We start from the raw sequence: 22347 nt of genomic DNA on the forward strand, positions 1-22347 counted from the left end.
GCTTTTCAAGCGCTCGAACAGCGCTCTACACTGTACCGGTACAGTTCCGGGACATGTTCCGGGGGAAGGTGGGCTTGCGCGTTGGCATGGCCACGCCGCAAATCCCGCCCGGTCTGTAGCCCTGGCCGCCAGGACTATAAGAATTACAACAGAATGAGTGGAGCACTATGATCAAGATTTCCAAGCTGTTCGCCGCAATGGTTCTGGCAGGGGTAGCCAGCCATTCGTTTGCCGCCGATACCATCAAGATCGGGATTGCAGGTCCCAAGACCGGCCCTGTGACCCAGTACGGCGACATGCAGTTCATCGGCGCAAAGCAAGCCATCAAGGATATCAACGCCGCGGGCGGCGTGGATGGCAAGATGCTCGAAGCCAAGGAATACGACGACGCCTGCGACCCTAAACAGGCCGTTGCAGTCGCCAACAAAGTGGTCAACGACGGCGTCAAGTTCGTCATCGGCCACCTGTGCTCCAGCTCCACCCAGCCTGCGTCCGACATCTACGAAGACGAAGGCGTGATCATGATCACCCCGGCCGCCACCTCCCCGGAAATCACCGCCCGCGGCTACAAGCTGATCTTCCGTACCATCGGCCTGGACAGCGCCCAGGGCCCGGCTGCCGGCAACTACATCGCCAACCACGTCAAGCCGAAGGTGGTAGCCGTCCTGCACGACAAGCAGCAGTACGGTGAAGGCATCGCTACCGCGGTCAAGCAGACCCTGGAAGGCAAAGGCACCAAGGTTGCCGTGTTCGAAGGCCTGAACGCCGGTGACAAGGACTTCTCCTCGATCATCCAGAAGCTCAAGCAGAACAACGTCGACTTCGTCTACTACGGCGGCTACCACCCAGAGCTGGGCCTGATCCTGCGCCAGGCTCAGGAAAAGGGCCTGAAAGCCAAGTTCATGGGCCCGGAAGGCGTGGGCAACGACTCCATCTCGCAGATCGCCCAGAACGCCTCCGAAGGCTTGCTGGTGACCTTGCCGAAGTCGTTCGACGCGGACCCTGCCAACAAGAAGATCGTCGACGCCATCAAGGCTGACGGCAAGGACCCAAGCGGCCCGTTCGTGTTCCCGGCCTACTCGGCTGTCGAGCTGATCGCCCAGGGCATCAAGGCCGCCAAGTCCGAAGACGCCGAGAAGGTGGCCGAGGCCATCCACGCCGGCACCTTCAAGACCCCGACCGGCGAATTGTCCTACGACGCCAAAGGCGACCTGAAAGACTTCAAGTTCGTGGTCTACGAATGGCACTTCGGCAAGCCGAAGACCGAAGTCTCCCCTCAGTAACTGCGTGACTAATAGCTGACCGTAGAAGCCCACTGTGCGAGCAGTGGGCTTTGTTTTACGAGGTTCATGGGCCTGATCCCCGCGATCCGGGGGCGGGTTCACCTGAAAATCTTAAAACCGTCACCCGCGGTTTCCTGGCCTACCCCCGCCAGCGAAATGCAAATCAGGTTTTTAGGAGCGCTGTAATGCCTGAGATCTACCATTTCTTCCAACAACTGGTTAATGGATTGACCATCGGCAGCACCTATGCCTTGATCGCCATCGGCTACACGATGGTGTACGGCATCATTGGCATGATCAACTTCGCCCACGGCGAGGTGTACATGATCGGTTCCTACGTGGCCTTCATCGCCCTGGCGGGCCTGGCCATGATGGGTATCCATTCGCTGCCGATCCTGATGACCGTCGCCTTCGTCGCGACGATCTTCGTCACCAGTGCCTATGGCTACAGCATCGAACGGGTTGCCTACCGCCCCCTGCGCAACAGCAACCGCCTGATCCCGCTGATTTCCGCCATCGGCATGTCGATCTTCCTGCAGAACACCGTCTTGCTTTCGCAAGACTCCAAGGACAAGTCCATCCCCAACCTGATCCCCGGAAGCTTCTCGTTCGGGCCGGGCGGCGCGGAGGAAGTACTGATCAGCTACATGCAGATCCTGGTGTTCGTGGTCACCCTGGTGGCCATGACCTGCCTCACCCTGTTCATCTCCCGTTCCCGCCTGGGCCGCGCCTGCCGCGCCTGTGCCGAGGACATCAAGATGGCCAACCTGCTGGGCATCAACACCAACAACATCATCGCCCTCACCTTCGTCATCGGTGCCGCCCTGGCGGCGGTGGCGGCCGTGCTGCTGAGCATGCAGTACGGGGTGATCAACCCCAACGCCGGTTTCCTGGTGGGCCTGAAGGCCTTCACCGCAGCGGTGCTGGGTGGCATCGGCAGCATCCCGGGCGCCATGCTCGGCGGGCTGGTGCTGGGCGTGGCCGAAGCGTTCGGTGCCGATATCTTCGGCGACCAGTACAAGGACGTGGTGGCATTCGGCTTGTTGGTTCTTGTCCTGCTATTCCGGCCGACCGGCATCCTGGGCCGCCCGGAGGTTGAAAAAGTATGAACAGAAATCTCAAACAGGCGTTCTTCAGCGCCTTGCTGGTATGGGCCGTGGCCTTCCCGGTACTAGGCCTGAAACTGAGCATCGACGGCATCAGCCTGTCCGTGCACAGCCAGGGCTCGTTCAACCTCAGCATCATTGCCCTGTGCTCGGTGCTGATGTTCCTGCGCGTGCTGTTCGACAAGCAGTGGAACTCGGTAATGGGCCGCCGTTCGGATCGCAAGCTGATCCCGCCGGCGGTCAGCAACTACCTGACCCTGCCGAAAACCCAGCGCTACGTGATCATCGGCCTGATCGTCGCGGCACTGGTGTGGCCGTTCTTCGGCTCGCGCGGTGCGGTCGACATTGCCACGCTGATCCTGATCTACGTGTTGCTGGGCCTGGGCCTGAACATCGTGGTCGGTTTGGCAGGCCTGCTCGACCTCGGTTACGTCGGTTTCTACGCCGTCGGCGCCTACAGCTACGCCATGCTCTCGCACTACCTGGGCTGGAGCTTCTGGGTATGCCTGCCGATCGCCGGCCTGATGGCCGCTACCTTCGGCTTCCTGCTCGGCTTCCCGGTGCTGCGCCTGCGCGGTGACTACCTGGCGATCGTGACCCTCGGCTTCGGCGAGATCATCCGCCTGTTCCTGCGTAACCTCACCGACTGGACCGGCGGCCCCAACGGCATCAGCAACATCCCCAAGCCAGAGCTCTTCGGCCTGACTTTCGAACGCCGTGCCGCCGAGGGCATGCAGACCTTCCATGAGTTCTTCGGGCTGGAATACAACTCGATCAACAAGGTCATCTTCCTCTACCTGGTGGCCCTGCTGCTGGCTCTGCTGGCGCTGTTCGTGATCAACCGCCTGCTGCGCATGCCGATCGGCCGCGCCTGGGAAGCCCTGCGCGAAGACGAGATCGCCTGCCGTGCACTGGGCCTGAACCCGACCGTGATCAAGCTGTCGGCATTCACCCTGGGCGCCTGCTTCGCCGGTTTCGCCGGCAGCTTCTTCGCTGCGCGCCAGGGCCTGGTGACGCCGGAGTCGTTCACCTTCATCGAGTCGGCGATCATCCTCGCCATCGTCGTGCTCGGCGGCATGGGCTCACAACTGGGCGTGATCCTCGCGGCCATCGTGATGATCCTGCTGCCCGAGCTGATGCGTGAGTTCAGCGAATACCGGATGCTGATGTTCGGTGCGCTGATGGTGTTGATGATGATCTGGCGTCCGCAAGGCCTGCTGCCTATGCAACGTCCACACATGGAGCTGCGTCGATGAGCCGCGAAATTCTGCAAGTCAGCGGCCTGAGCATGCGCTTCGGCGGCTTGTTGGCGGTCAACGGCGTGGGCCTGACCGTCAAGGAAAAACAGGTGGTGGCACTGATCGGCCCGAACGGCGCCGGCAAGACCACGGTGTTCAACTGCCTGACCGGCTTCTACAAGCCCAGCGGCGGCACCATCCTGCTCGATGGCCAGCCGATCCAGGGCCTGGCCGGGCACCAGATCGCCCGCAAGGGCGTGGTGCGGACCTTCCAGAACGTGCGCCTGTTCAAGGAAATGACCGCGCTGGAAAACCTGCTGATCGCCCAGCACCGCCACCTGAACACCAACTTCTTCGCCGGCCTGTTCAAGACCCCGAACTTCCGCCGCAGCGAGAAGGAGGCCATGGAGCGCGCGCAGTACTGGCTGGAGAAGGTCAACCTGACCGAGTTTGCCAACCGTACCGCCGGCACCCTCGCCTACGGCCAGCAGCGCCGCCTGGAAATCGCCCGCTGCATGATGACCCAGCCACGCATCATCATGCTCGACGAACCGGCAGCGGGCCTGAACCCGAAGGAGACCGAAGACCTCAAGGCGCTGATCGCCTACCTGCGTGAGTCGCACAACGTCACCGTGCTGCTGATCGAGCACGACATGAAGCTGGTGATGAGCATTTCCGACCATATCGTGGTGATCAACCAGGGCACCCCCCTGGCCCACGGCACGCCGGAAGAGATTCGCGACAACCCTGACGTGATCAAAGCCTACCTGGGGGAAGCGTAAATGCTGAAGTTCGAGAACGTTTCCACCTTCTACGGCAAGATCCAGGCGCTGCACAGCGTCAACGTGGAGATCAACCAGGGCGAGATCGTTACCCTGATCGGCGCCAACGGCGCCGGCAAGTCGACCTTGCTGATGACCCTGTGCGGCTCGCCGCAGGCGCACAGCGGCAGCATCAAGTACCTGGGTGAAGAACTGGTCGGCCAGCCGTCCTCGCACATCATGCGCAAGAGCATCGCGGTGGTGCCGGAAGGCCGCCGTGTGTTCTCCCGCCTGACCGTCGAGGAAAACCTGGCGATGGGCGGTTTCTTCACCGACAAGGGCGATTACCAGGAGCAACTGGACAAGGTGCTGCAGCTGTTCCCCCGCCTGAAGGAGCGTTATATCCAGCGTGGCGGCACCATGTCCGGTGGCGAGCAGCAGATGCTCGCCATTGGCCGGGCGCTGATGAGCAAACCCAAACTGCTGCTGCTCGACGAGCCCTCGCTGGGCCTGGCGCCGATCATCATCCAGCAGATCTTCGACATCATCGAACAGCTGCGCCGTGATGGCGTGACGGTGTTCCTGGTGGAGCAGAACGCCAACCAGGCGCTGAAGATCGCTGACCGGGCGTATGTGCTGGAGAACGGCCGGGTGGTGATGCAGGGTACTGGGGAAGCACTGTTGACCGACCCGAAGGTGCGCGACGCGTACCTGGGGGGTTGACCGGGAAAAGGGCCATCTACTGGCCCTTTTTTCTACCTGTCAGAAATGTATTGCCTGTACTGGCCCTATCGCCGGCAAGCCAGCTCCCACAGCTACCCCACAGTTCCTGAAAGTTGTGGGGGCCTGTGGGGGCTGGCTTGCCGGCGATAGGGCCAGTACAGGCAACCATTAACTTGTGATCCAGCGCCAGCCTGAGTAACGTGGCCTGCTTTCACGGCAAAGACCCCCGGAGCCCGCCCCATGCGCCTCACCCCCACCCTGCTGCTCACCGCCCTGCTGCCCCTGTTCGCCGGCTGCCAGCTCATGGCTGACGCCCCCAGCGACCCGAACATCGGCACCACGCGCATGCAGGGCGAGTTGCGTGCTGCCGGTGGCCAGCTGCTGTTCAAGCCGTGCAGCGAAAACCGCACTTTCGTGATCAACGACGTCGCCGCCACCGGCATCCTGCAGGAGGCCGCCAACCTCGCCAAGGACGCCAACGACAAGCTGTTCGCCGACGTCCGTGGCCGCCTCACCGGCAGCAGGCAGGCCAACAACGACGGCCAGCTGGAAGTTCGCCGCCTGTACCGCCTGGAACCTTCCACCCGCGCTTGTGAAGACCCCAACTTCAAGCAGCTGACCCTGCGCGCCAACGGCCATGAGCCGGAATGGGACATCAAGGCCAGCGGCAAAGGCATGGTGCTCAACCGCGTCGGCCAGGAACCCCTGCCCCTGCCCTTCCTGGAAGAAGAAGTGCCCGGCGGCGGCCTGACCCTGACCAGCGAAGCCAACGGCCAGCACGTGGAGCTGTGGGTCGCGCCACAACGCTGCGTAGACACCGCCACCGGTGCCATCCACCACCTGCGCGCCGAACTGCGCATCGACGGCAAGACCCTGCAGGGCTGCGGTTACTACGGCGGTGCGCGCGACAACTGATCGCCGGGCGCTTTTATCCTGCCAGTCGGGGCGGCGAACAGCTTATACTTGGCGGTTTGTGTAAAGCCGCCGGCCGCCCATGGCCGGGATACTGGACCCTGCCATGCTACGAATCACCGAACTGAAGCTGCCCCTGGACCATCCCGACGAAGCCCTGCGTGAAGCCATCGTCCAGCGCCTGGGCATCCGCGACGAGCAACTGCTCAGCTTCAACCTGTTCAAGCGCAGCTACGATGCGCGCAAGAAGAACAGCGAACTGCTGTTCATCTACACCATCGACCTGGAAGCCAGCAACGAAGCCGAACTGCTCAGCAAGTTCGCCGACGATCGCAACATCGGCCCGGCGCCAGACGTGACCTACAAGTTCGTCGGCCAGGCCCCTGCCGATCTGCAGGAGCGCCCGATCGTGGTCGGCTTCGGCCCGTGCGGCATCTTCGCCGGCCTGTTGCTGGCACAGATGGGCTTCAAGCCGATCATCCTCGAGCGCGGCAAGGAAGTGCGCCAGCGCACCAAGGACACCTGGGGCCTGTGGCGCAAGAGCGTGCTCAACCCCGAGTCCAACGTGCAGTTCGGCGAAGGCGGCGCCGGTACCTTCTCCGACGGCAAGCTGTACAGCCAGATCAAGGACCCGCAGCACCACGGCCGCAAAGTGCTGGAAGAGTTCGTCAAGGCCGGTGCGCCGGACGAGATCCTGTACATCAACAAGCCACACATCGGCACCTTCCGCCTCACCGGCATGGTCGAGCAGATGCGTCAGGACATGATCGCCCTCGGCGCCGAAGTGCGCTTCCAGCAGAAGGTCACCGACCTGCTGATCGAGGATGGGCAGCTGACCGGCGTGGTGCTGGAGAGCGGCGAACAGCTGCACTCGCGCCATGTGGTGCTGGCCCTGGGCCACAGTGCCCGCGACACCTTCCGCATGCTGCACGCCAAGGGCGTGTACATGGAAGCCAAGCCGTTCTCGGTGGGTTTCCGCATCGAACACCCGCAAACGCTGATCGACAAGGCGCGCCTGGGCAAGTACGCCGGTCACCCGAAACTTGGTGCCGCCGACTACAAGCTGGTGTACCACGCCAAGAACGGCCGTTCGGTGTACAGCTTCTGCATGTGCCCGGGCGGCACCGTGGTCGCCGCCACCAGCGAGCCAGGCCGGGTGGTTACCAACGGCATGAGCCAGTACTCGCGTAACGAGCGCAACGCCAACTCCGGCATCGTCGTCGGCATCGACCCCGAGCGCGATTACCCGGGCGGCCCGCTGGCCGGCATCGAGCTGCAGGAGCGCCTGGAAGCCCACGCCTACGTGATGGGCGGCAGCAACTACCAGGCCCCGGCGCAGCTGGTGGGTGACTTCGTCGCCGGCCGGCCGTCGACTGCACTGGGCAGTGTCGAGCCGTCCTACAAACCGGGCGTGACCCTGGGCGACCTGGCGCCAAGCCTGCCGGACTTCGCCATCGAGGCCATTCGCGAGGCACTGCCGGCGTTTGACCGGCAGATCAAGGGCTACAACCTGCATGATGCAGTGTTGACCGGGATCGAGACCCGCACCTCGTCGCCGCTGCGCATTACCCGCGGTGAGGACTTCCAGAGCCTGAACCTGAAGGGGCTGTTCCCGGCGGGTGAAGGGGCCGGGTATGCGGGCGGGATCCTGTCGGCGGGTGTCGATGGCATTCGTATCGCCGAGGCGGTGGCGCGGGATATGCTCGGTCTCTGAGCCTTTATTGCCTGCCAAGGCCCTTTCGCGGGCTCGCCCGCTCCCACAGGTGCCGCGCCAGATCTGAATGTGGCGCGGTACCTGTGGGAGCGGGCAAGCCCGCGAATAGGCCCTGACAGGAATCAGAATTATCCAACCAAGAGATCAGACTCTCCCTCCCCCTTCCTTCCCCATCTGCATCTAGGCTTCCCTCAGCCCAGCCAGTAACAACATATAACAAAAACGAATATAGTTTTTGTTTGAAAGCATATCGTCACAGGCTAGGGTGTACGCCCGTTCCATCGTCAACTGCTCATGGAGAGCCTATAGCCCGTGCGTAGCCTGTTCACCCGCTTCTTCCAGCTCGAAGCCGCCAGCGGCCTGCTGCTGATCGCTGCGGCCATCCTGGCCCTGGTCATCAACAACTCGCCGCTGTCCTACCTGTACAGCGGCCTGCTCGACGTCCCCGTCGCCGTCCAGGTCGGCGCGCTGCACATCGCCAAACCGCTGCTGCTGTGGATCAACGACGGCCTGATGGCCCTGTTCTTCCTGCTCATCGGCCTGGAGGTCAAGCGCGAGGTGGTCGACGGCCACCTGTCCAAGCCCTCCCAGGTGATACTGCCTGCCACCGCCGCCGTGGGCGGCATGGTGATACCGGCACTGATCTACTGGTTCATCAACCGTGACAACCCGGCGGCCGTGGCCGGCTGGGCGATCCCCACCGCCACCGACATCGCCTTCGCCCTTGGCGTACTGGCCTTGCTGGGCAAGCGCGTGCCGGTGTCGCTGAAACTGTTCCTGATGACCCTGGCGATCATCGACGACCTGGGTGCGATCATCGTCATTGCCCTCTTCTACTCGGGCACCCTGTCGAGCGTGTCGCTGCTGCTGGCCGCCGCCTGCCTGGTAGTGCTGGTGGCCATGAACCGGCTTGGCGTGGTCAAGCTTGGGCCGTACATGGTCGTTGGCCTGATCCTGTGGGTCTGCGTGCTCAAGAGCGGTGTGCATGCCACCTTGGCCGGGGTTGCCCTGGCCCTGTGCATCCCGCTGCGCACGCGCCATGCCGAACGCTCGCCACTGCTCGCCCTGGAGCACGCCCTGCATCCTTGGGTCGCCTACGCCATCCTGCCGCTGTTCGCTTTCGCCAATGCCGGTGTATCGCTGGCAGGCATGACCGTAGAAAGCTTCACCCACCCGGTGCCACTGGGCATCGCCGTCGGGCTGCTGCTGGGCAAGACCGTGGGTGTCTTCGGCCTGACCTGGGTCGCGGTCAAGCTGCGCCTGGCCGCGCTGCCTGCAGGCGCCAGTTGGGGGCAATTGCTGGGCGTGGCAATACTTTGCGGTATCGGCTTCACCATGAGCCTGTTCGTTGGCTCGCTCGCCTTTGTGCCTGGCAGCAGCGATTACGCCGGAATGGACCGCATGGGTATTCTCACCGGCTCGTTCTTCGCCGCCGTGATCGGCTATGCGATAACCGCCATGGCCAGCCGCAAGCCCAACGTCGGCTGACCTGGCCGCAGCGTGAAAAAACCCCGACTGGCGAGCGCCATGTCGGGGTTTTGTCTTGTTGGGCTACGGTCAGTGCGTGACGCGGCTGGTGCCATCGACAGTCATGATGCGCACGCGGTCGCCAACGCGGAAGATCTCGTTCTGCTGCACGGCCTGCACATAGGCACGCATGCTGCCATCATCCTCACGCACGGTAATTTCGACACCCTGGGTACGAGTCAGGCCTTCTTCGGCGGCGGAACCGGCCAGGCCACCGGCAACGGCACCAATCACGGCGGCGACGATGCTGCCACGGCCCCCACCCACGGCGCTGCCGGCCACGCCACCGACGATGGCGCCAGCACCACCGCCGATCGGGGTCTTGGTGCCTTCGATCTTGACCGGGCGCAGGGACTCGATGGTGCCCATGCGCACGGTTTGCACGCGGCGGGCCTCATCACGGGAGTAGCTGTCACCGGTCAGGCTCGAGGCACAGCCACCCAGCAACAGCGACATGGTGGTAAAGGTCGCCACCAGCAAAGCGGATTTACGCATGGGTAAAGTCTCCATAAGTCAGGTGCTCATTAGACGCTGCACGTTGACGGCTGTCACGGTACAAACGTAATAAAATTGTTTTCATTCAGCCAAGGGACAGCCTGCGTGGCTGTGTCGAGGCCTTTCAAGTGAGACCAAGGATAGCCATGGATTACTTCATCGTCGTGGTCACCACCGTTGCGGGGTTGTACTTCCACTGGTGGCTGTATGTGCGCATGCGCCGCTGGATGGACCGTGACCTGGCGTTGTCGCTGGCTGGGGCGGACCCTGCAAAACGCACGTATATGCTGGAAAGGCTGGAGCAGGCGCGGGTGGAGAAGGTGGGGCGCAAGCAGTTGGCGGGGTGGTTGGAGCGGGAGGCTGCGGGGTATCCGGGGTAGCCTTGGAGATTGCTGGGGCCGCTTTGCGACCCTTTCGCGACACAAGGCCGCTCCCACAGATTGGGTCTGCGCTGTACCTGTGGGAGCGGCCTTGCGTCGCGATGGGCTGCGCAGCAGCCCCCGGAATCTCAGGGCGCCAACCGCTCCCGCAGCCACTGCCCATCCACCAGCCGGTAGTTCAGTCGGTCATGCAGGCGGCTGGCCCGCCCCTGCCAGAACTCGATGCGTTCAGGCAGCAAACGATACCCACCCCAATGTTCCGGGCAATGCGGCTGGGTGTCGGAGAAGCGCGCCTCGGTGGCCTTGACCAGCCCCTCCAGCTCCTCACGGCCGGCAATCACCTGGCTCTGCGGCGAAGCCCAGGCCCCCAGGCGGCTGCCCAACGGGCGCACCTGGTAGTAGGCGTCCGACTCCTGGGGCGTGACCTTTTCCACCCGCCCTTCGATGCGCACCTGGCGCTCCAGTGCCGGCCAGAAGAAGGTCATGGCGGCGAAAGGGTTTACCAACAGTTGCTGGCCCTTGGCACTATCGTAGTTGGTGAAGAAGGTGAAACCACGCTCATCGAGCCCCTTCAGCAGCAAGATACGGCAGTGAGGGCGGCCTTCACCATCGACAGTGGCCAAGGTCATGGCGTTGGCTTCCACCGGTACCTGCTCGGTTTTCACCGCATCGGCGAACCACTGGTGGAACAGGGCGAACGGCTCCCCCGGGGCCTGGGCTTCGGCCAGGCCATCACGGGTGTAGTCGCGGCGCATATCGGCCAGGGATTGGGTCATTGCTGCGTTCCTTGACGATCAGTTGGTCTTCGCAGGGCTGTTGGCAGCTACTTTCTTGTCAGTGGTAGCTTTCTTGGCGACGGGCTTGGCCGGCGCGGCTTTTTTCTTGGCCGTGGTCTTGGCTGGCGCCTTGGCCTTGGCTTTGGTTACAGGCTTCTTCGCCGCAGCCTTGGTGGCCGGCTTGCTGTCGGCAGCCTTGGCGGCAGGCGCCTTGACGTCCTGCACCGCCACCATCGGGGCCCGCGCCGGGGCGGCTTGCTGGTACTTGGCCAGCAGGGCGACCATGGTGTTCTGCGGGGTCAGCAGCATTTCCACACGGCGGTTCAGGGCACGGCCCTCGGCGCTGTCGTTGGCGGCGCGCGGCATTTCCGAGCCCATACCCTTGAGGTTCAGGCGATCACGCTGCAGGCCGCTGAGGCGGAAAATGGCCGACACCGAAGCGGCGCGCTCCAGGCTGAGCTTCTGGTTGGCGGCAGCGACACCGCTGCTGTCGGCATGGCCGAGCACCAGCACGGCGGTCTTGGCATCGCCCTCGACAGTCTTGGCCACACGAGTGATCGGGCCCAGGGTCATCGGCAGCAGCATGTTCGGACGATCAGGGTTGTACGAGCTGTCCACCGGGATGGTTACGGCCAGCACGTTGTCACGGCGCTCCAGTTCCAGCTTGCTGCCCTTGATCGCCTCACGCAGCTTGGGCTCGTACTCGTCCAGCCAGGCCTGGGTGGCCTTCTGGTCGATCTTCGGTACCACCGGCCCCTTTGCCTGCTTCTCTTCACCGCCGAACGGCCACCACCAACGGCTGGCGTTGTCGGACTTGGCGTCGGCCTTGGCCACGTTTTCCGTGACGGCTTGCTTCACTTCCTGCTCGGCAACCTTGTCCGAACCGAAGGGCCACCAGCTCGAGGCGCTGTCCTTCGAGCCGTCCTGGGGGTGACTGGCGCAGCCGGTAACGGCGGTCAGGCACAGGGCGAGTGCTAAGGTTTTGTGTGAAGACATCAGCGATACACCATGAAATAGAAAGAAATTTTGCCTACGCCTTTCAGGCGTTGGCATTGAGGATAGTCAAAGGGGTGGGGCAACACCCGCATTACCCGATCAAAGGCAACTGGCAAGGACGCGTACCAGTTTCTGGGCTCGCGGGTCCATGAGCACATAAGGGCCGAGGGTATTGACCACGAAACCGAAGGCCACATCGTGTTCCGGGTCAGCGAAACCGACCGAGCCACCGGCACCTGGGTGGCCGAAGGCGCGGGCCCCGAGGCCGAAGGTGGCATTGGCCACGTCGGGCTGGTCGAGCATGCAGCCCAGGCCAAAACGGGTTTGGGTGAGCAGGGTGCGATCCTGCCCGAGGCTGTGCTCACGGGTCAGTTCGTCGAGCAGTTCGGATTCGAGCAGGCTGCCGTCCAGCAACCCGGCATAGAAGCCCGCCAGGCTGCGTGCATTGCCATGGCCATTGGCCGCTGGCTGCTGCATGCGCCGCCACTCCGGCTTGTTGGTACTGGTCAGGATCGCCGGCGGGTTGGTGAAGGCACGGGTCGACAGGGCCTCGGGCTCGCGCATGGTCACCTGCAGCAGGCGCTGCGCCGCAGCGTCCCCGGCGTTGCCCTTGCCACGGGCGATGTGCGCCACGCGATAAAACTCATCGTCCGCCAGGCCGACATGAAAATCCAGCCCCAACGGCCGAGCGGTACGGGCCACGATCGAGTCGCCGGGGCCACGGCCGTCGGCACGGCGGATCAGCTCGCCGATCAGCCAGCCGTAGGTAATGGCGGCATAGCCGTGCTCGGTGCCGGGTGTCCACCAGGGCGTTTCGGCAGCCAGCGCATCGACCATGGCCTGCCAGTCATACAGCGCTTCGGCCGGCAGCAGCTCACGGATGGCCGGCAAGCCGGCACGGTGGCTGAGCAGCTGGCGCAGGGTGATCGCCTGTTTGCCTGCCTGGGCGAACTCGGGCCAGTAGTTGGCCACCGGCGCATCGAGCGCCAGCTTGCCCTCGCCGACCAGTTGCAGGGCGGTGACAGCGGTGAAGGTCTTGGTGCAGGAGAACAGGTTGGCGATGGTATCGCTGTGCCAGGCCTGCTGGCCGTCCTTGTCGGCACTGCCGGCCCACAGGTCGACCACGGTTTCGCCACCAACCTGGATGCACAGCGCGGCGCCACGCTCCTGGGGATCATCGAACAGCGCGGCGAAGGCTTCGCGCACTGCTTCGAACTTCAGCTCATAGTGACCCTGGATCTGCACCCGCTGTTCTCCGTACGACCAATTCCGAAAATGGTGTGCATTGTTTCAGTAGTTGCGTGTTTTGCAAACTGGCTTGGGCCAAGTGGTCGCGACGAATGGCAGCCAGGACGAACGGTGCTCCTGTAGGAGCGGCCTTGTGTCGCGATGGGCTGCGCAGCAGCCCCGGCAAATTGTGCATTGCGGCGGAGATCCTGGGGCTGCTGCGCAGCCCATCGCGACACAAGGCCGCTCCTACACCAGACCGCGTCAGCCGGTTGCTAGGGCGCCGGCTTTTCCAGTTGGGCGCGCAGCTGGCTCATTGCCTGCAAGTTGCTCTTGCGCACGGCATCGACAAACCCCGGATATGGCATATCGGTGATCGCCACCAACCCGAGGTGGCCGTTCTCGCCATCGAGCAGGCGGCCGCTGGCCGGCTGGTCGAGGTACTGGAACCAGTGCGCGCCAACGATCATCGGCTGCGCCAGGGCCGCCTTGAGGAAGTTGCCGTAGGCCGGGCCACGGTCTTCTTCCCGCGCCACTTCCAGCGGCCCCGGCCAGAACGGCCCGCGATCGCGCGAGCCGAACTGGAACTCGGACACCAACACCGGCTTGTCCAGCTCGGCCAGGCGGGCGAAGTCGTAGCCATCCTGCGGCTTGAGGGTATAGAAGTTGAAGCTGAGCACATCGCAGAACTCTGCGCAGGCCTTGACCGCCTCCGGCGTGCTGACGGCATAGCGGCCCCCCAGCAGCAGGTGATTGGGCGCATGCCACTTCAACGAGTCGGCAATGGTCCTGAAGTAGGTTTCGGCGAACACCTGCTGGAAGTGCTGGTAGTCACGCTCGATTTCCGGGTGCTCCGGGTCGGGCAACGGTGCCTCGAAGCCCGGGTCCTCCATCAGTTCCCAGGCGGTCAGCTCGATGCCCCAGGCCTTGGACAGCCCTTCCTGGTTGCGGTACTTGTCACGCAACTGCTTGAGGAAGGCGCGCTTGGCCGGTACATCGGTGGTCAGGCGCAAGGTACCGTAGGCCAGGCCGTAACGCGCCTTCGGGTCGCTACCGGGGGCGGCCCAGGCCAGTTCGTTGTCGGCGAAATAGCCGATCAGCCAGGGGTCGTCACGGTGATCGCGGGCGGCAATGGCCACGGCGCGCTCGGTAGCCATGGCAAAACGCGGGTCGAACGGGTCGGGCATGCGGCCCCACCAGTCCATGCCGGTGCTGATGCTGGCGTAATCCCCCACGATCGATAGCGGCAAGGTGTACGGCATGCGCCTGGCCTGGCCCAGGGCCGGCTCGCTCCAGTTGCCGACCGTGTTGAAACCCCAGGCCTGCAGGCGGTCGAGCGCATGCGCCTGCCAGCGGGCGGTATCCAGCGCCAATGGTGGGCAGTTGGCCGGCTGCCCTTCTACCGCGGGCGGGCAGGGTTTGCCATAGGTGCGTTGCAGGTTGGCGGCATAGAAATCGAACCAGCGCCCCTGTTTGAAGTTGCGCCCTTGCGACGAGGGGTTGCCGTCGTCGTTGTTGCCTTCGCCATAGAATGCGGCCAGTGCATCATCCTCGCCCGGCAACGCCTTGAACATCCCTTCACGCCCGGCGACGTAGGTACGCCCGCCATCCGCGGCCACGGCATTCACCCCCAGGGAATAGAACGGATGCCCCTCGGGCGTTACCAGGTACCAGCGGCCGTCACGCTTTTCGGTGCGGAAGAAGCCTTTGGCCTCGAACGCCGGCCCGGCCAGCAGGCCACCGTATGCATCCAGCTGCTGCTTGCCATGCTCTGCCAGCCAGCCTTTGAGCTGTTGCTGCTCGCGTGCATCGGCCGCCTTGAGCTGCTCGTCATTGGCAACCTTTTCAGGCCAATGGCCGCGGGTGGACTGGCCATAGGCATCGATCAGCTCATGGTAGGCCGCCTTGTAGGCCTGGTCGTCATCCTGGATGCCGACCCGCTCGATCAGCAGGTTCTGCGCCACCTTGGGGTTGGGGATACTCAGGCTGACCGACGCCACCTGCTTGAGGTCGACCGCGCCGGCGCTGCTGGTCAGCAGCAGGCGCTGGCCGCCATGGTTCCAGGGCATGGGCGGGCCGGCGCGCATGCCCTGGCTCAGCGGCGAGCTGGCCGTCAGCGGTACCATCACGGTTTGCGCAGGACCGGCCGGAAGGTCGATGCGGCTGGTCAACGTGCGGCCATCACTGCCCTGCACCATGACGTCCACGGTCAGCGCCCAATCCATCGCGCTTTGCAGGCGCAAGGTCAGGAACTGACCGCCGGACCAGTCCCACACACCGCTTTGCGGGCTGAGGCGCAGGGTCGGCCGCTGGGCCGGGTTGAACACCACGCGCCGCAACACTTCGCCTTCGGCCGTCTGCTCCGCGTTGTACTGCGGCATGCCGGCATCCTCGGTCGCCACGTTGACCACTGAGGCCGGGCGCACGAAGCTGAACAGCGTCTGCTGCCCAGCCAGCAAGGGCGAGCTGAACAACAGGGCGAAAATGGCGGGCAGGGTACGGCGGACCATAAGGCTGGGGCTCTCCTTCAGGGCCCTCATGGCCCACGACTGAGTAATGGACATCGCGCCGGAGCAAGTGTGCTCCGGCGGTCAGGAAATCTCCCGCCGGAACGGCGGCAGCGCATTGAGAATAGCCTTGCCGTAGCGCTGGGTGACCAGGCGCCGGTCAAGCAAGGTGATGACACCGCGATCCTGTTCGGTTCGCAGCAGGCGGCCGCAGGCCTGGATCAGCCGCAGCGAGGCGTCGGGCACGGCAATTTCCATGAACGGGTTGCCGCCGCGAGCTTCGATCCACTCGGCCAACGCCGCTTCGACCGGGTCGTCGGGCACGGCGAAGGGAATCTTGGCGATCACCACGTGCTCGCAGTAGGCACCCGGCAGGTCGACACCCTCGGCAAAGCTGGCCAGGCCGAACAGCACACTGTGCTGGCCATCGTCGACCCGCGCCTTGTGCTTGTTAAGGGTTTCCTGCTTGGACAGGTTGCCCTGGATCAGCACCAGCTTGCGCCAGTCACGGTCCAGGCCATCGAACACGTCCTGCATCTGCTTGCGCGAGGAGAACAGCACCAGCGCGCCGCGGGCATCTTCGACGATGTTCGGCAGTTCGCGGATGATCGCTGCGGTATGCGCCGCCGCATCCCGCGGGTCAGCCTTGAGGTCGGGGACCCGCAGCAGGCCGGCATCGCCATGCACGAACGGGCTGGGCACCACGCAGGTGACCGCGTCACGCGGCAACCCCGAGCGCATGCGGAAGCGGTCGAACTTGCCCAGCGCGGTCAGCGTCGCCGAGGTCACCAGCGCGCCATGGGCCACGCTCCACAGGCTGCGGCGAAGCATTTCGGCGGCCAGGATGGGGCTGGCGTTGACTTCGATGTCGAACAGCGCACCGCTCTCGGCCAGGGTCAGCCAGCGGGCCATGGGCGGGCTGTCTTCCGGGTCTTCGGCGGTAAAGGCCGTCCACAGCTCCCAGTTGCCCTGCGCACGGGTGACCAGGCTACCGAACAGTGGGTACCACTCCTCGGCCTGGTGGCTGGCGATGCCGATGTTGACCTCACCATCCATGCCTTCCTTGAGCAGGTCGGCCAGGCGGGTAAACAGGTCGTTGAGGCGGGCAAAGCCCTTTTTCAGCTCGATGCCCACTTCGCGAATCTGCTCCGGCACCACGCCGCCTTCGAAGCGGTAGCGCGGGCGCTCACGGCCTTCGTTGTCCTCGCTGGGGCGGAAGTCGGCAACCTGCTCGCACAGGGTGAACATGAACTGCTGCTGGGTGCGCACTTCCCGCGCAAGCTCCGGCACCTGTTCGATGTACTTGCCCAGGTCACCGGGCAGCGGGTGCTGGGCCAGCAGCTTGGTCAGGTTCTTGGCGGTCTGCTCCAGCCAGTCGGCAGTGGAGCGCAGGCGCGAATAGTGGGCGAAATGGCCGATGGCCTTGTCCGGCAGGTGGTGGCCTTCGTCGAACACGTACATGGTGTCGCGCGGGTCGGGCAATACCGCGCCGCCGCCCAGGGCCAGGTCGGCCAGCACCATGTCGTGGTTGGTGACGATCACGTCGACCTTGCCCATGCCTTCGCGGGCCTTGTAGAACACGCACTGCTGGAAGTTCGGGCAATGACGGCCGGTGCACTGGCTGTGGTCGGTGGTCAGACGCGCCCAGTCCTGGTCTTCGAGGGCTTCGGGCCAGCTGTCGCGGTCACCGTCCCAGCGGTTGCCGGCAAGCTTCTCGATCATGCTGTTGAACAGCTTCTGGCTGCGCTCGTCGACTTCGATGTGAAAGCCTTCTTCCTCGAACAGCTGGGCGGTGGCCGATTGGGCGTGGCCTTCCTGCAGCAGGATGTCGAGCTTGGACAGGCACAGGTAGCGGCCACGGCCCTTGGCCAGGGCGAAGCTGAAGTTCAGCCCGCTGCTGCGCATGAGGTCGGGCAGGTCCTTGAAGACGATCTGCTCCTGCAGCGCCACGGTGGCGGTGGCAATCACCAGGCGCTTGCCGGCGGCCTTGGCGGCCGGAATGGCAGCCAGGCTGTAGGCCACCGTCTTGCCGGTACCGGTGCCCGCCTCCACTGCCACCACGGCAGGCTCGCCGGCACGGCGGCCTTCTTCGTCGCAGGCGATGTCGCCGAGCACCTTGGCCACTTCGGCGATCATCAAGCGCTGGCCATAGCGCGGCTTGAGGCTCTTGGCTTCGAGAAAACGCGTATAGGCGCCCTGGATGGTGGCTTTGAGTTCGTTGCTGATCATGGTCTGCAGGCGCCCGGCGGGCTGGATATATTTTCAGTGTTTCGCATGGGGCGGCTATCATACCCCGCTATTGCCCTTTATGCCGCATGGAGATCCGGATGCTTGCCTTTGCCCTGCCCTACACACTGCATGTCCTGGCCGCCCTGGTGTGGGTCGGCGGCATGTTCTTCGCCTGGCTGGTGCTGCGCCCGGCAACGGTTGCAGCCCTTGAAGGGCCTGCCCGGCTGCGCTTGTGGGTGGAAGTTTTCCGACGCTTCTTCGGTTGGGTCTGGCTGGCCGTGGCGATTTTGGCGATAAGTGGTATCGGCATGTTGCACATGCGCTTCAGCGGCTTCGAGACTGCACCGAAGTATGTGCAGGTGATGATCGGTGGGGGCATCGCCATGTTTGCCCTGTTCATGCGCATCCAGGCGTTGCTGCTGCCGGAGCTGAGGGCGGCGGTGCAGGCCGAGGACTGGCCGGCAGGTGCGGCAGTGCTGGGGCGGATTCGGCGGATGGTGGGGATCAACCTGCTGCTGGGCCTGGCGGTGGTAGCCGTGGCCAGTTCGCGGCTGATGCTCTGACAGGATCTGCGCGGCCCCTGTAGGAGCGGCCTTGTGTCGCGATGGGCTGCGCAGCAGCCCCGGCAATTTGGGCGAAGGCGCTGAAATCCTGGGGCTGCTGCGCAGCCCATCGCGACACAAGGCCGCTCCTACAGGGGGCGCGGCAAGGCTTCAGAGGCGCTGCAGAATCAGCTCACCTGCAGCGCCGGCCAATCCAGGCTGGCCCGGCTGCCCCGGCCGGCCGTTGGCGCCGGCGTCTGTGCGGTACACCAGGCAACCCTTGCTAGCCCCGCCCTTGCCGGCCTTGCCTGCAGCCCCGGCCTTGCCCGGTGCGCCGCCGTCCAGGCGCACCACGATGCGTTCTTGCGGGAAGCCCTGCGGCACGCTCAAGCGGATGCGCCCACCCGGCGCACCATCGTGCCCGTTGCCGCCGTCATCGCCATTGGCACCGCGGCTGGCCTGGCCCCAGGTGCAGCCACCGGCCTGGCCGTTGGCGCCATCGAGCCCCACGTACCCCGGCGCACCGGCACCGCCACGGGCATCGATGGCCAGGCGCTCGGCATCCACTTCAGCCAGTTTCAGGTCCAGGCTGCGGCCCGACCGGGCTCCCCGCTGGTAAGTACCCGCCGCTCCCGGCGCACTGAATTCGCTCCCCTCACCCAGCCGCGCACTGCGCGCCTCGATCAGCAACGGGCTATCGGAAGGTGCAATGGCGATACGTGCATCGCGCCCCAACTCCAGCTGGTCGACCTTCAACTCAGCGAGCGTGGCAGGCAGCAGCAGGGTTGCGGCATCGGCGACACGCAACTGTGCCAGGTGCACGCTTGCCGACTTGTCGGGCAGGCGCAGCATGGAATTGGCAGCGACCTCCAGGCTTTCGGCCTGGGCCAGGGGAACGGCCAACATGGCCAGCAACATCAGATTACGCATTTCGCGGCGCCTCCTGCACACGGGGGATGGACATGACATGGAAGATACCCGTCAACAGGATCTGCAGACGATCGAACCAGCGGTGGCTGCGGCCGCGCAGGCTGCCATTGAAGAACAGCACTTCGAGCAGGTGCAGGCCCAGCAAGGTGATGCCGGCGGCGTTGATCAGCAGATTGAAGGGCAAGGGTTGTGGCATCAACTGATTGAACAACACCACACCCCAGAAAGCGACTGTCAGGACCTTGCCCAAGCCCAGGATGAACTTCATATCCCGCCCCCATGGATTGTTGTTATGTCGAGACGGCCCGTTCGAGCGGGCCGTGCGACCAACATTAACTGCAATGTCAGGACAGGCGCCAGCACCACTCAGTTGAGGTGCAGTTCCACCCGTCGGTTGCGGGCGCGGCCCTCCTCGCTTTCATTGTCGGTGAGCGGTTCACTCTCGCCGCGCCCCTGGCTGGTGACCTTGCCCGCCTCCAGCCCCTGGCTGATCAGGTAAACGGCCACGCTGCTGGCGCGGCGTTCGGAAAGTGCCTGGTTGTAGCTGTCGGAGCCTACGTTGTCGGTATGCCCGATCACACTTACTTTCGCCACCGTCGGTGAATCGAGCTTCGCCACCAGGCCTTGCAGGCGCTGCTGGGCCGCCGGGGTCAGCTCGGCGGAATCGAAGGCGAACATCACCGCGCCGTTGTCATCCAGGATGATCACCTCTGGCGACGGTTCAGGTTCAGTGGCAGGCGGCGATGCGGGGTACACCTTCAACGGGCAGCCCATGTGGTCGACCGCAGTGTTGGCGGGGGTATCGGGGCAACGATCGCGGCGGTCGAAAATACCGTCGCCATCTTCGTCGCCATCCTGGGCGTAACAGATCAGGCCCCCGGCAATGGCGCCAAGGGCACCGCCGCCAGCCGCCCAGCTCGAACTTTCGATGGCGCCCAGGCCACCACCGACCAGGCCGCCGAGCAGGCTGCAGATGGGCCAGGTCCTCTGGTTGAGCGGCGCGCTGCCATCGCTGTGGGTGGCGCAGCCCGCGAGCAGGCTGGCAGCCACCAACAGCGGCAGCGCCGCCTTCGACGTCACACTCATGCTGAATGCTCCTGTGTCATTGGCCACGGACGGTTGACCGCCGTGAAGGCGCGCCCGTGCCACTGCTCAAGGCACGGGCGCACGCCGCTCTACCGCTGGATCTTGATCTCGGTACGGCGGTTCATGGCGCGCCCATCGGCCGTGGCGTTGTCTGCCACCGGCTGGGTTTCACCGGCACCGACCACCGAAACGAAGCTGCTGCGCGGCACACCGCTCTCGACCAGGTAATCGGTCACCGAGTGGGCACGGCGCTCGGACAGTTTCTGGTTGTAGCTGTCGGAGCCGACGCTGTCGGTATGGCCGCTGACGCTCAGGCGGGCGGACGGCGCTTCCTGTTTCAGGCGCGTGGCAATGGTGTTGAGGCGCTCCTTGTCGCTGGCGGTCAGGCGCGCAGAGTCGAACTCGAAGTGCACATCGCGGATGACGATGACTTCTTCCTTCTGCACCACCACTTCCTCGACCACCGCGGCCGGCTCTGGCGGGCAGCCGTTGGCATCGACCTGCACACCGCGCGGGGTGCCTGGGCACTTGTCACGGCTGTCCGGCACGCCGTCGCCATCCTCGTCGCCATCGCCATGGGCCCAGCAATAGCCCGCCGCCAGGCCACCGCCCAGCAACGCGCCCCAACCAGCCCAGCTGGAGCTCTCGATGGCGCCCAGGGCAGCGCCGCTTACACCCCCGACGGCGGCACATTTCGGCCAGTCGGTCTTTTGCAAACCTGCACAACCAGTCAACACACTGGTGAGCAGAACCAGGGGTATCGCTGTGCGTACTATGCTCATTTCATTGCTTCTCCTAGGGGGAATCGGCATAAGGCCGATTTCAGGGAGTAAAGACCGAGCATCTGATCCCTGCCACCAATAAGCCACGACACAGTCACATGCCTCTTTGCCCGCACGCTGCGGCCCGCTAGTCTTGGACGACTTCAACGAGGATTGCCAATGACCGACGGTTTTTCCCAGCGCACCCCGCAGCAGGCCCTGGCGGCCCTGCTCGAGCGCTTCACCCCGCAACGCCTGCTGCTGGTGGGCACGCGCTTCCCGGCGCTGGACGCCTTCGCCCAGGCGCACCCACAGGTAACCATCGCCACGGCCGCCCCAGGCCCGCTGCCGGCCGAACTGGCAGCCCAGCGCTTTGACCTGGCGGTACTGGTGGACTGCCTGGAGCACCTGCCCAAACGCACCGGCCTGGAATTGCTCGGCGGCATTCGCAACCTCAATGCCAGCCGGGTCGCGGTGCTGGCCGACCTGGCCGCCTGTGGCTGGCAAGACACCGATTTCTTTGCCCTGGCCCTGTCGGCCAGCGAGAAATTCCGCCGTGACCAGCAGGTATTGAGCCTGTTCACCTATGATTTACATGACTACAAGCAGGTACCGGACTGGCTGAATGCCAAGTTCTGGGCCAACCCTGAAAACTTCGGCAAGTACTGGTGGTGATGATGAGTGTCTCGGTCTGCCCTTGTGGCAGTGGCAACCTGCTCGACGCCTGCTGCGGGCATTACCATGCCGGCACCCCGGCACCGGATGCCCAGGCGCTGATGCGCTCACGCTACAGCGCTTACGTGCTGGGCCTGGTCGACTATCTGGTGGCCACCACCCTGCCCGCCCAGCAAGCCGGCCTGGACCGTGCCGCCATGGCCGCCTGGAGCGCCCAGAGCACCTGGCTGGGCCTGGAGGTGGAAAGCGCAGAGGTGCTGGGCGGCCAGCCGGAGCACGGTTTTGTCACCTTCACTGCACGCTGGCACGACCAGGAGGGTGACCATCAGCACCGCGAGCGCTCGGCATTCGTCCAGCATGCCGGGCGCTGGTACTTCATCGACCCCACGGTCGGGCTCAAGGCCGGGCGCAACGACCCCTGCCCCTGCGCCAGCGGCCAGAAGTTCAAGAAATGCTGCGCCAGTTACGTGGGTAGCTGA

Annotated in this window: 22 protein-coding genes; 12 read left to right on the forward strand and 10 right to left on the reverse strand. The window is 64.5% G+C overall.

Annotation, left to right across the window (positions count from 1 at the left end; genetic code table 11):
- Nucleotides 1–167 precede the first annotated feature (167 nt).
- The 8 genes from CAG34_RS11995 to nhaA all read left to right on the forward strand — a co-directional run bounded on the left by CAG34_RS11995 (nucleotide 168) and on the right by nhaA (nucleotide 9225).
- The gene (locus CAG34_RS11995) at nucleotides 168–1283 is read left to right on the forward strand and encodes a branched-chain amino acid ABC transporter substrate-binding protein (RefSeq protein ID WP_085590183.1); all 1116 of its coding nucleotides are present in this window, start codon (nucleotides 168–170) and stop codon (nucleotides 1281–1283) included.
- Nucleotides 1284–1468: 185 nt separating this feature from the next.
- Complete coding sequence (gene livH, locus CAG34_RS12000) at nucleotides 1469–2392, forward strand: high-affinity branched-chain amino acid ABC transporter permease LivH (protein ID WP_025340356.1); 924 nt, start codon at nucleotides 1469–1471, stop codon at nucleotides 2390–2392.
- Entirely contained in the window at nucleotides 2389–3645 is a 1257-nt protein-coding gene (locus CAG34_RS12005) for a high-affinity branched-chain amino acid ABC transporter permease LivM (RefSeq protein ID WP_085590185.1), read from the forward strand. Before livH ends, CAG34_RS12005 begins: the two co-directional genes overlap by 4 nt.
- Nucleotides 3642–4409, forward strand: coding sequence for a high-affinity branched-chain amino acid ABC transporter ATP-binding protein LivG (gene livG / locus CAG34_RS12010; protein ID WP_025340358.1), 768 nt, complete (start codon nucleotides 3642–3644; stop codon nucleotides 4407–4409). The genes CAG34_RS12005 and livG overlap by 4 nt, the downstream gene beginning before the upstream one ends.
- Nucleotides 4410–5111, forward strand: coding sequence for an ABC transporter ATP-binding protein (locus CAG34_RS12015; protein ID WP_013973921.1), 702 nt, complete (start codon nucleotides 4410–4412; stop codon nucleotides 5109–5111).
- A 240-nt stretch (nucleotides 5112–5351) separates the two neighbouring features.
- Complete coding sequence (locus CAG34_RS12020; protein WP_025340360.1) at nucleotides 5352–6026, forward strand: COG3650 family protein; 675 nt, start codon at nucleotides 5352–5354, stop codon at nucleotides 6024–6026.
- A 103-nt stretch (nucleotides 6027–6129) separates the two neighbouring features.
- Nucleotides 6130–7737, forward strand: a complete 1608-nt coding sequence (locus CAG34_RS12025) for an NAD(P)/FAD-dependent oxidoreductase (RefSeq protein WP_046614721.1) — start codon at nucleotides 6130–6132, stop codon at nucleotides 7735–7737.
- 312 nt (nucleotides 7738–8049) lie between these two features.
- Nucleotides 8050–9225: a Na+/H+ antiporter NhaA gene (gene nhaA, locus CAG34_RS12030; protein ID WP_085590187.1), complete on the forward strand. Its 1176-nt coding sequence runs from the start codon at nucleotides 8050–8052 to the stop codon at nucleotides 9223–9225.
- Between the two features lie 69 nt (nucleotides 9226–9294).
- Here nhaA and CAG34_RS12035 read toward each other — a convergent pair whose 3' ends face one another.
- Complete coding sequence (locus tag CAG34_RS12035; RefSeq protein WP_013973925.1) at nucleotides 9295–9759, reverse strand: glycine zipper 2TM domain-containing protein; 465 nt, start codon at nucleotides 9757–9759, stop codon at nucleotides 9295–9297.
- 146 nt (nucleotides 9760–9905) lie between these two features.
- Between CAG34_RS12035 and CAG34_RS12040 the strand changes: the two genes are divergently transcribed.
- Complete coding sequence (locus CAG34_RS12040; protein WP_085590189.1) at nucleotides 9906–10139, forward strand: hypothetical protein; 234 nt, start codon at nucleotides 9906–9908, stop codon at nucleotides 10137–10139.
- 128 nt (nucleotides 10140–10267) lie between these two features.
- On the opposite strand, the gene pdxH is transcribed toward CAG34_RS12040, so the two are convergent.
- From pdxH to dinG, 5 genes are all read right to left on the reverse strand, one after another.
- Nucleotides 10268–10915, reverse strand: a complete 648-nt coding sequence (gene pdxH, locus CAG34_RS12045) for a pyridoxamine 5'-phosphate oxidase (RefSeq protein ID WP_025340364.1) — start codon at nucleotides 10913–10915, stop codon at nucleotides 10268–10270.
- An 18-nt stretch (nucleotides 10916–10933) separates the two neighbouring features.
- Complete coding sequence (locus CAG34_RS12050) at nucleotides 10934–11911, reverse strand: OmpA family protein (RefSeq protein WP_085590191.1); 978 nt, start codon at nucleotides 11909–11911, stop codon at nucleotides 10934–10936.
- 99 nt (nucleotides 11912–12010) lie between these two features.
- Nucleotides 12011–13156, reverse strand: coding sequence for an EstA family serine hydrolase (locus tag CAG34_RS12055; protein ID WP_025340366.1), 1146 nt, complete (start codon nucleotides 13154–13156; stop codon nucleotides 12011–12013).
- A gap of 257 nt (nucleotides 13157–13413) precedes the next feature.
- Complete coding sequence (locus CAG34_RS12060) at nucleotides 13414–15648, reverse strand: beta-galactosidase (RefSeq protein WP_085590193.1); 2235 nt, start codon at nucleotides 15646–15648, stop codon at nucleotides 13414–13416.
- Nucleotides 15649–15729: 81 nt separating this feature from the next.
- Entirely contained in the window at nucleotides 15730–17874 is a 2145-nt protein-coding gene (gene dinG / locus CAG34_RS12065; protein WP_013973931.1) for an ATP-dependent DNA helicase DinG, read from the reverse strand.
- Between the two features lie 98 nt (nucleotides 17875–17972).
- Between dinG and CAG34_RS12070 the strand changes: the two genes are divergently transcribed.
- Nucleotides 17973–18437 (forward strand): CopD family protein, encoded by a 465-nt coding sequence (locus CAG34_RS12070; RefSeq protein WP_003258897.1) that lies wholly within the window; start codon nucleotides 17973–17975, stop codon nucleotides 18435–18437.
- Between the two features lie 150 nt (nucleotides 18438–18587).
- Here CAG34_RS12070 and CAG34_RS12075 read toward each other — a convergent pair whose 3' ends face one another.
- The 4 genes from CAG34_RS12075 to CAG34_RS12090 all read right to left on the reverse strand — a co-directional run bounded on the left by CAG34_RS12075 (nucleotide 18588) and on the right by CAG34_RS12090 (nucleotide 21214).
- Complete coding sequence (locus CAG34_RS12075; RefSeq protein WP_075046127.1) at nucleotides 18588–19346, reverse strand: collagen-like triple helix repeat-containing protein; 759 nt, start codon at nucleotides 19344–19346, stop codon at nucleotides 18588–18590.
- Entirely contained in the window at nucleotides 19339–19614 is a 276-nt protein-coding gene (locus CAG34_RS12080; protein ID WP_025340369.1) for a DUF1145 domain-containing protein, read from the reverse strand. Before CAG34_RS12080 ends, CAG34_RS12075 begins: the two co-directional genes overlap by 8 nt.
- Nucleotides 19615–19712: 98 nt before the next feature.
- Nucleotides 19713–20432 carry an OmpA family protein gene (locus tag CAG34_RS12085; RefSeq protein WP_025340370.1) on the reverse strand — a complete coding sequence of 240 codons (720 nt, stop codon included), beginning with the start codon at nucleotides 20430–20432 and terminating at the stop codon, nucleotides 19713–19715.
- A gap of 89 nt (nucleotides 20433–20521) precedes the next feature.
- On the reverse strand, nucleotides 20522–21214 hold the full coding sequence (locus tag CAG34_RS12090; RefSeq protein WP_025340371.1) for an OmpA family protein: 693 nt from the start codon (nucleotides 21212–21214) through the stop codon (nucleotides 20522–20524).
- A gap of 159 nt (nucleotides 21215–21373) precedes the next feature.
- Here CAG34_RS12090 and CAG34_RS12095 point away from each other — a divergent pair, with 159 nt between their 5' ends.
- Together CAG34_RS12095 and CAG34_RS12100 are read left to right on the forward strand one after the other, a co-directional pair.
- Entirely contained in the window at nucleotides 21374–21868 is a 495-nt protein-coding gene (locus CAG34_RS12095; RefSeq protein ID WP_025340372.1) for a DUF6231 family protein, read from the forward strand.
- A 2-nt stretch (nucleotides 21869–21870) separates the two neighbouring features.
- Complete coding sequence (locus CAG34_RS12100) at nucleotides 21871–22347, forward strand: YchJ family protein (protein WP_015271542.1); 477 nt, start codon at nucleotides 21871–21873, stop codon at nucleotides 22345–22347.

The organism is Pseudomonas sp. B14(2017) (genome assembly GCF_002113255.1).
GTDB lineage: Bacteria > Pseudomonadota > Gammaproteobacteria > Pseudomonadales > Pseudomonadaceae > Aquipseudomonas > Aquipseudomonas putida_Z.

Coding starts and splice junctions, on each gene's coding strand:
- CAG34_RS12050 (WP_085590191.1), bottom strand. CDS start 11,911: ATGTCTTCACACAAAACCTTAGCACTCGCCCTGTGCCTGACCGCCGTT.
- CAG34_RS12035 (WP_013973925.1), bottom strand. CDS start 9,759: ATGCGTAAATCCGCTTTGCTGGTGGCGACCTTTACCACCATGTCGCTG.
- CAG34_RS12100 (WP_015271542.1), top strand. CDS start 21,871: ATGAGTGTCTCGGTCTGCCCTTGTGGCAGTGGCAACCTGCTCGACGCC.
- livH (WP_025340356.1), top strand. CDS start 1,469: ATGCCTGAGATCTACCATTTCTTCCAACAACTGGTTAATGGATTGACC.
- CAG34_RS12020 (WP_025340360.1), top strand. CDS start 5,352: ATGCGCCTCACCCCCACCCTGCTGCTCACCGCCCTGCTGCCCCTGTTC.
- CAG34_RS12085 (WP_025340370.1), bottom strand. CDS start 20,432: ATGAGTGTGACGTCGAAGGCGGCGCTGCCGCTGTTGGTGGCTGCCAGC.
- dinG (WP_013973931.1), bottom strand. CDS start 17,874: ATGATCAGCAACGAACTCAAAGCCACCATCCAGGGCGCCTATACGCGT.
- CAG34_RS12015 (WP_013973921.1), top strand. CDS start 4,410: ATGCTGAAGTTCGAGAACGTTTCCACCTTCTACGGCAAGATCCAGGCG.
- CAG34_RS12070 (WP_003258897.1), top strand. CDS start 17,973: ATGCTTGCCTTTGCCCTGCCCTACACACTGCATGTCCTGGCCGCCCTG.
- CAG34_RS12095 (WP_025340372.1), top strand. CDS start 21,374: ATGACCGACGGTTTTTCCCAGCGCACCCCGCAGCAGGCCCTGGCGGCC.
- CAG34_RS12040 (WP_085590189.1), top strand. CDS start 9,906: ATGGATTACTTCATCGTCGTGGTCACCACCGTTGCGGGGTTGTACTTC.
- CAG34_RS12090 (WP_025340371.1), bottom strand. CDS start 21,214: ATGAGCATAGTACGCACAGCGATACCCCTGGTTCTGCTCACCAGTGTG.
- CAG34_RS11995 (WP_085590183.1), top strand. CDS start 168: ATGATCAAGATTTCCAAGCTGTTCGCCGCAATGGTTCTGGCAGGGGTA.
- CAG34_RS12075 (WP_075046127.1), bottom strand. CDS start 19,346: ATGCGTAATCTGATGTTGCTGGCCATGTTGGCCGTTCCCCTGGCCCAG.
- CAG34_RS12080 (WP_025340369.1), bottom strand. CDS start 19,614: ATGAAGTTCATCCTGGGCTTGGGCAAGGTCCTGACAGTCGCTTTCTGG.
- pdxH (WP_025340364.1), bottom strand. CDS start 10,915: ATGACCCAATCCCTGGCCGATATGCGCCGCGACTACACCCGTGATGGC.
- CAG34_RS12005 (WP_085590185.1), top strand. CDS start 2,389: ATGAACAGAAATCTCAAACAGGCGTTCTTCAGCGCCTTGCTGGTATGG.
- CAG34_RS12025 (WP_046614721.1), top strand. CDS start 6,130: ATGCTACGAATCACCGAACTGAAGCTGCCCCTGGACCATCCCGACGAA.
- CAG34_RS12060 (WP_085590193.1), bottom strand. CDS start 15,648: ATGGTCCGCCGTACCCTGCCCGCCATTTTCGCCCTGTTGTTCAGCTCG.
- livG (WP_025340358.1), top strand. CDS start 3,642: ATGAGCCGCGAAATTCTGCAAGTCAGCGGCCTGAGCATGCGCTTCGGC.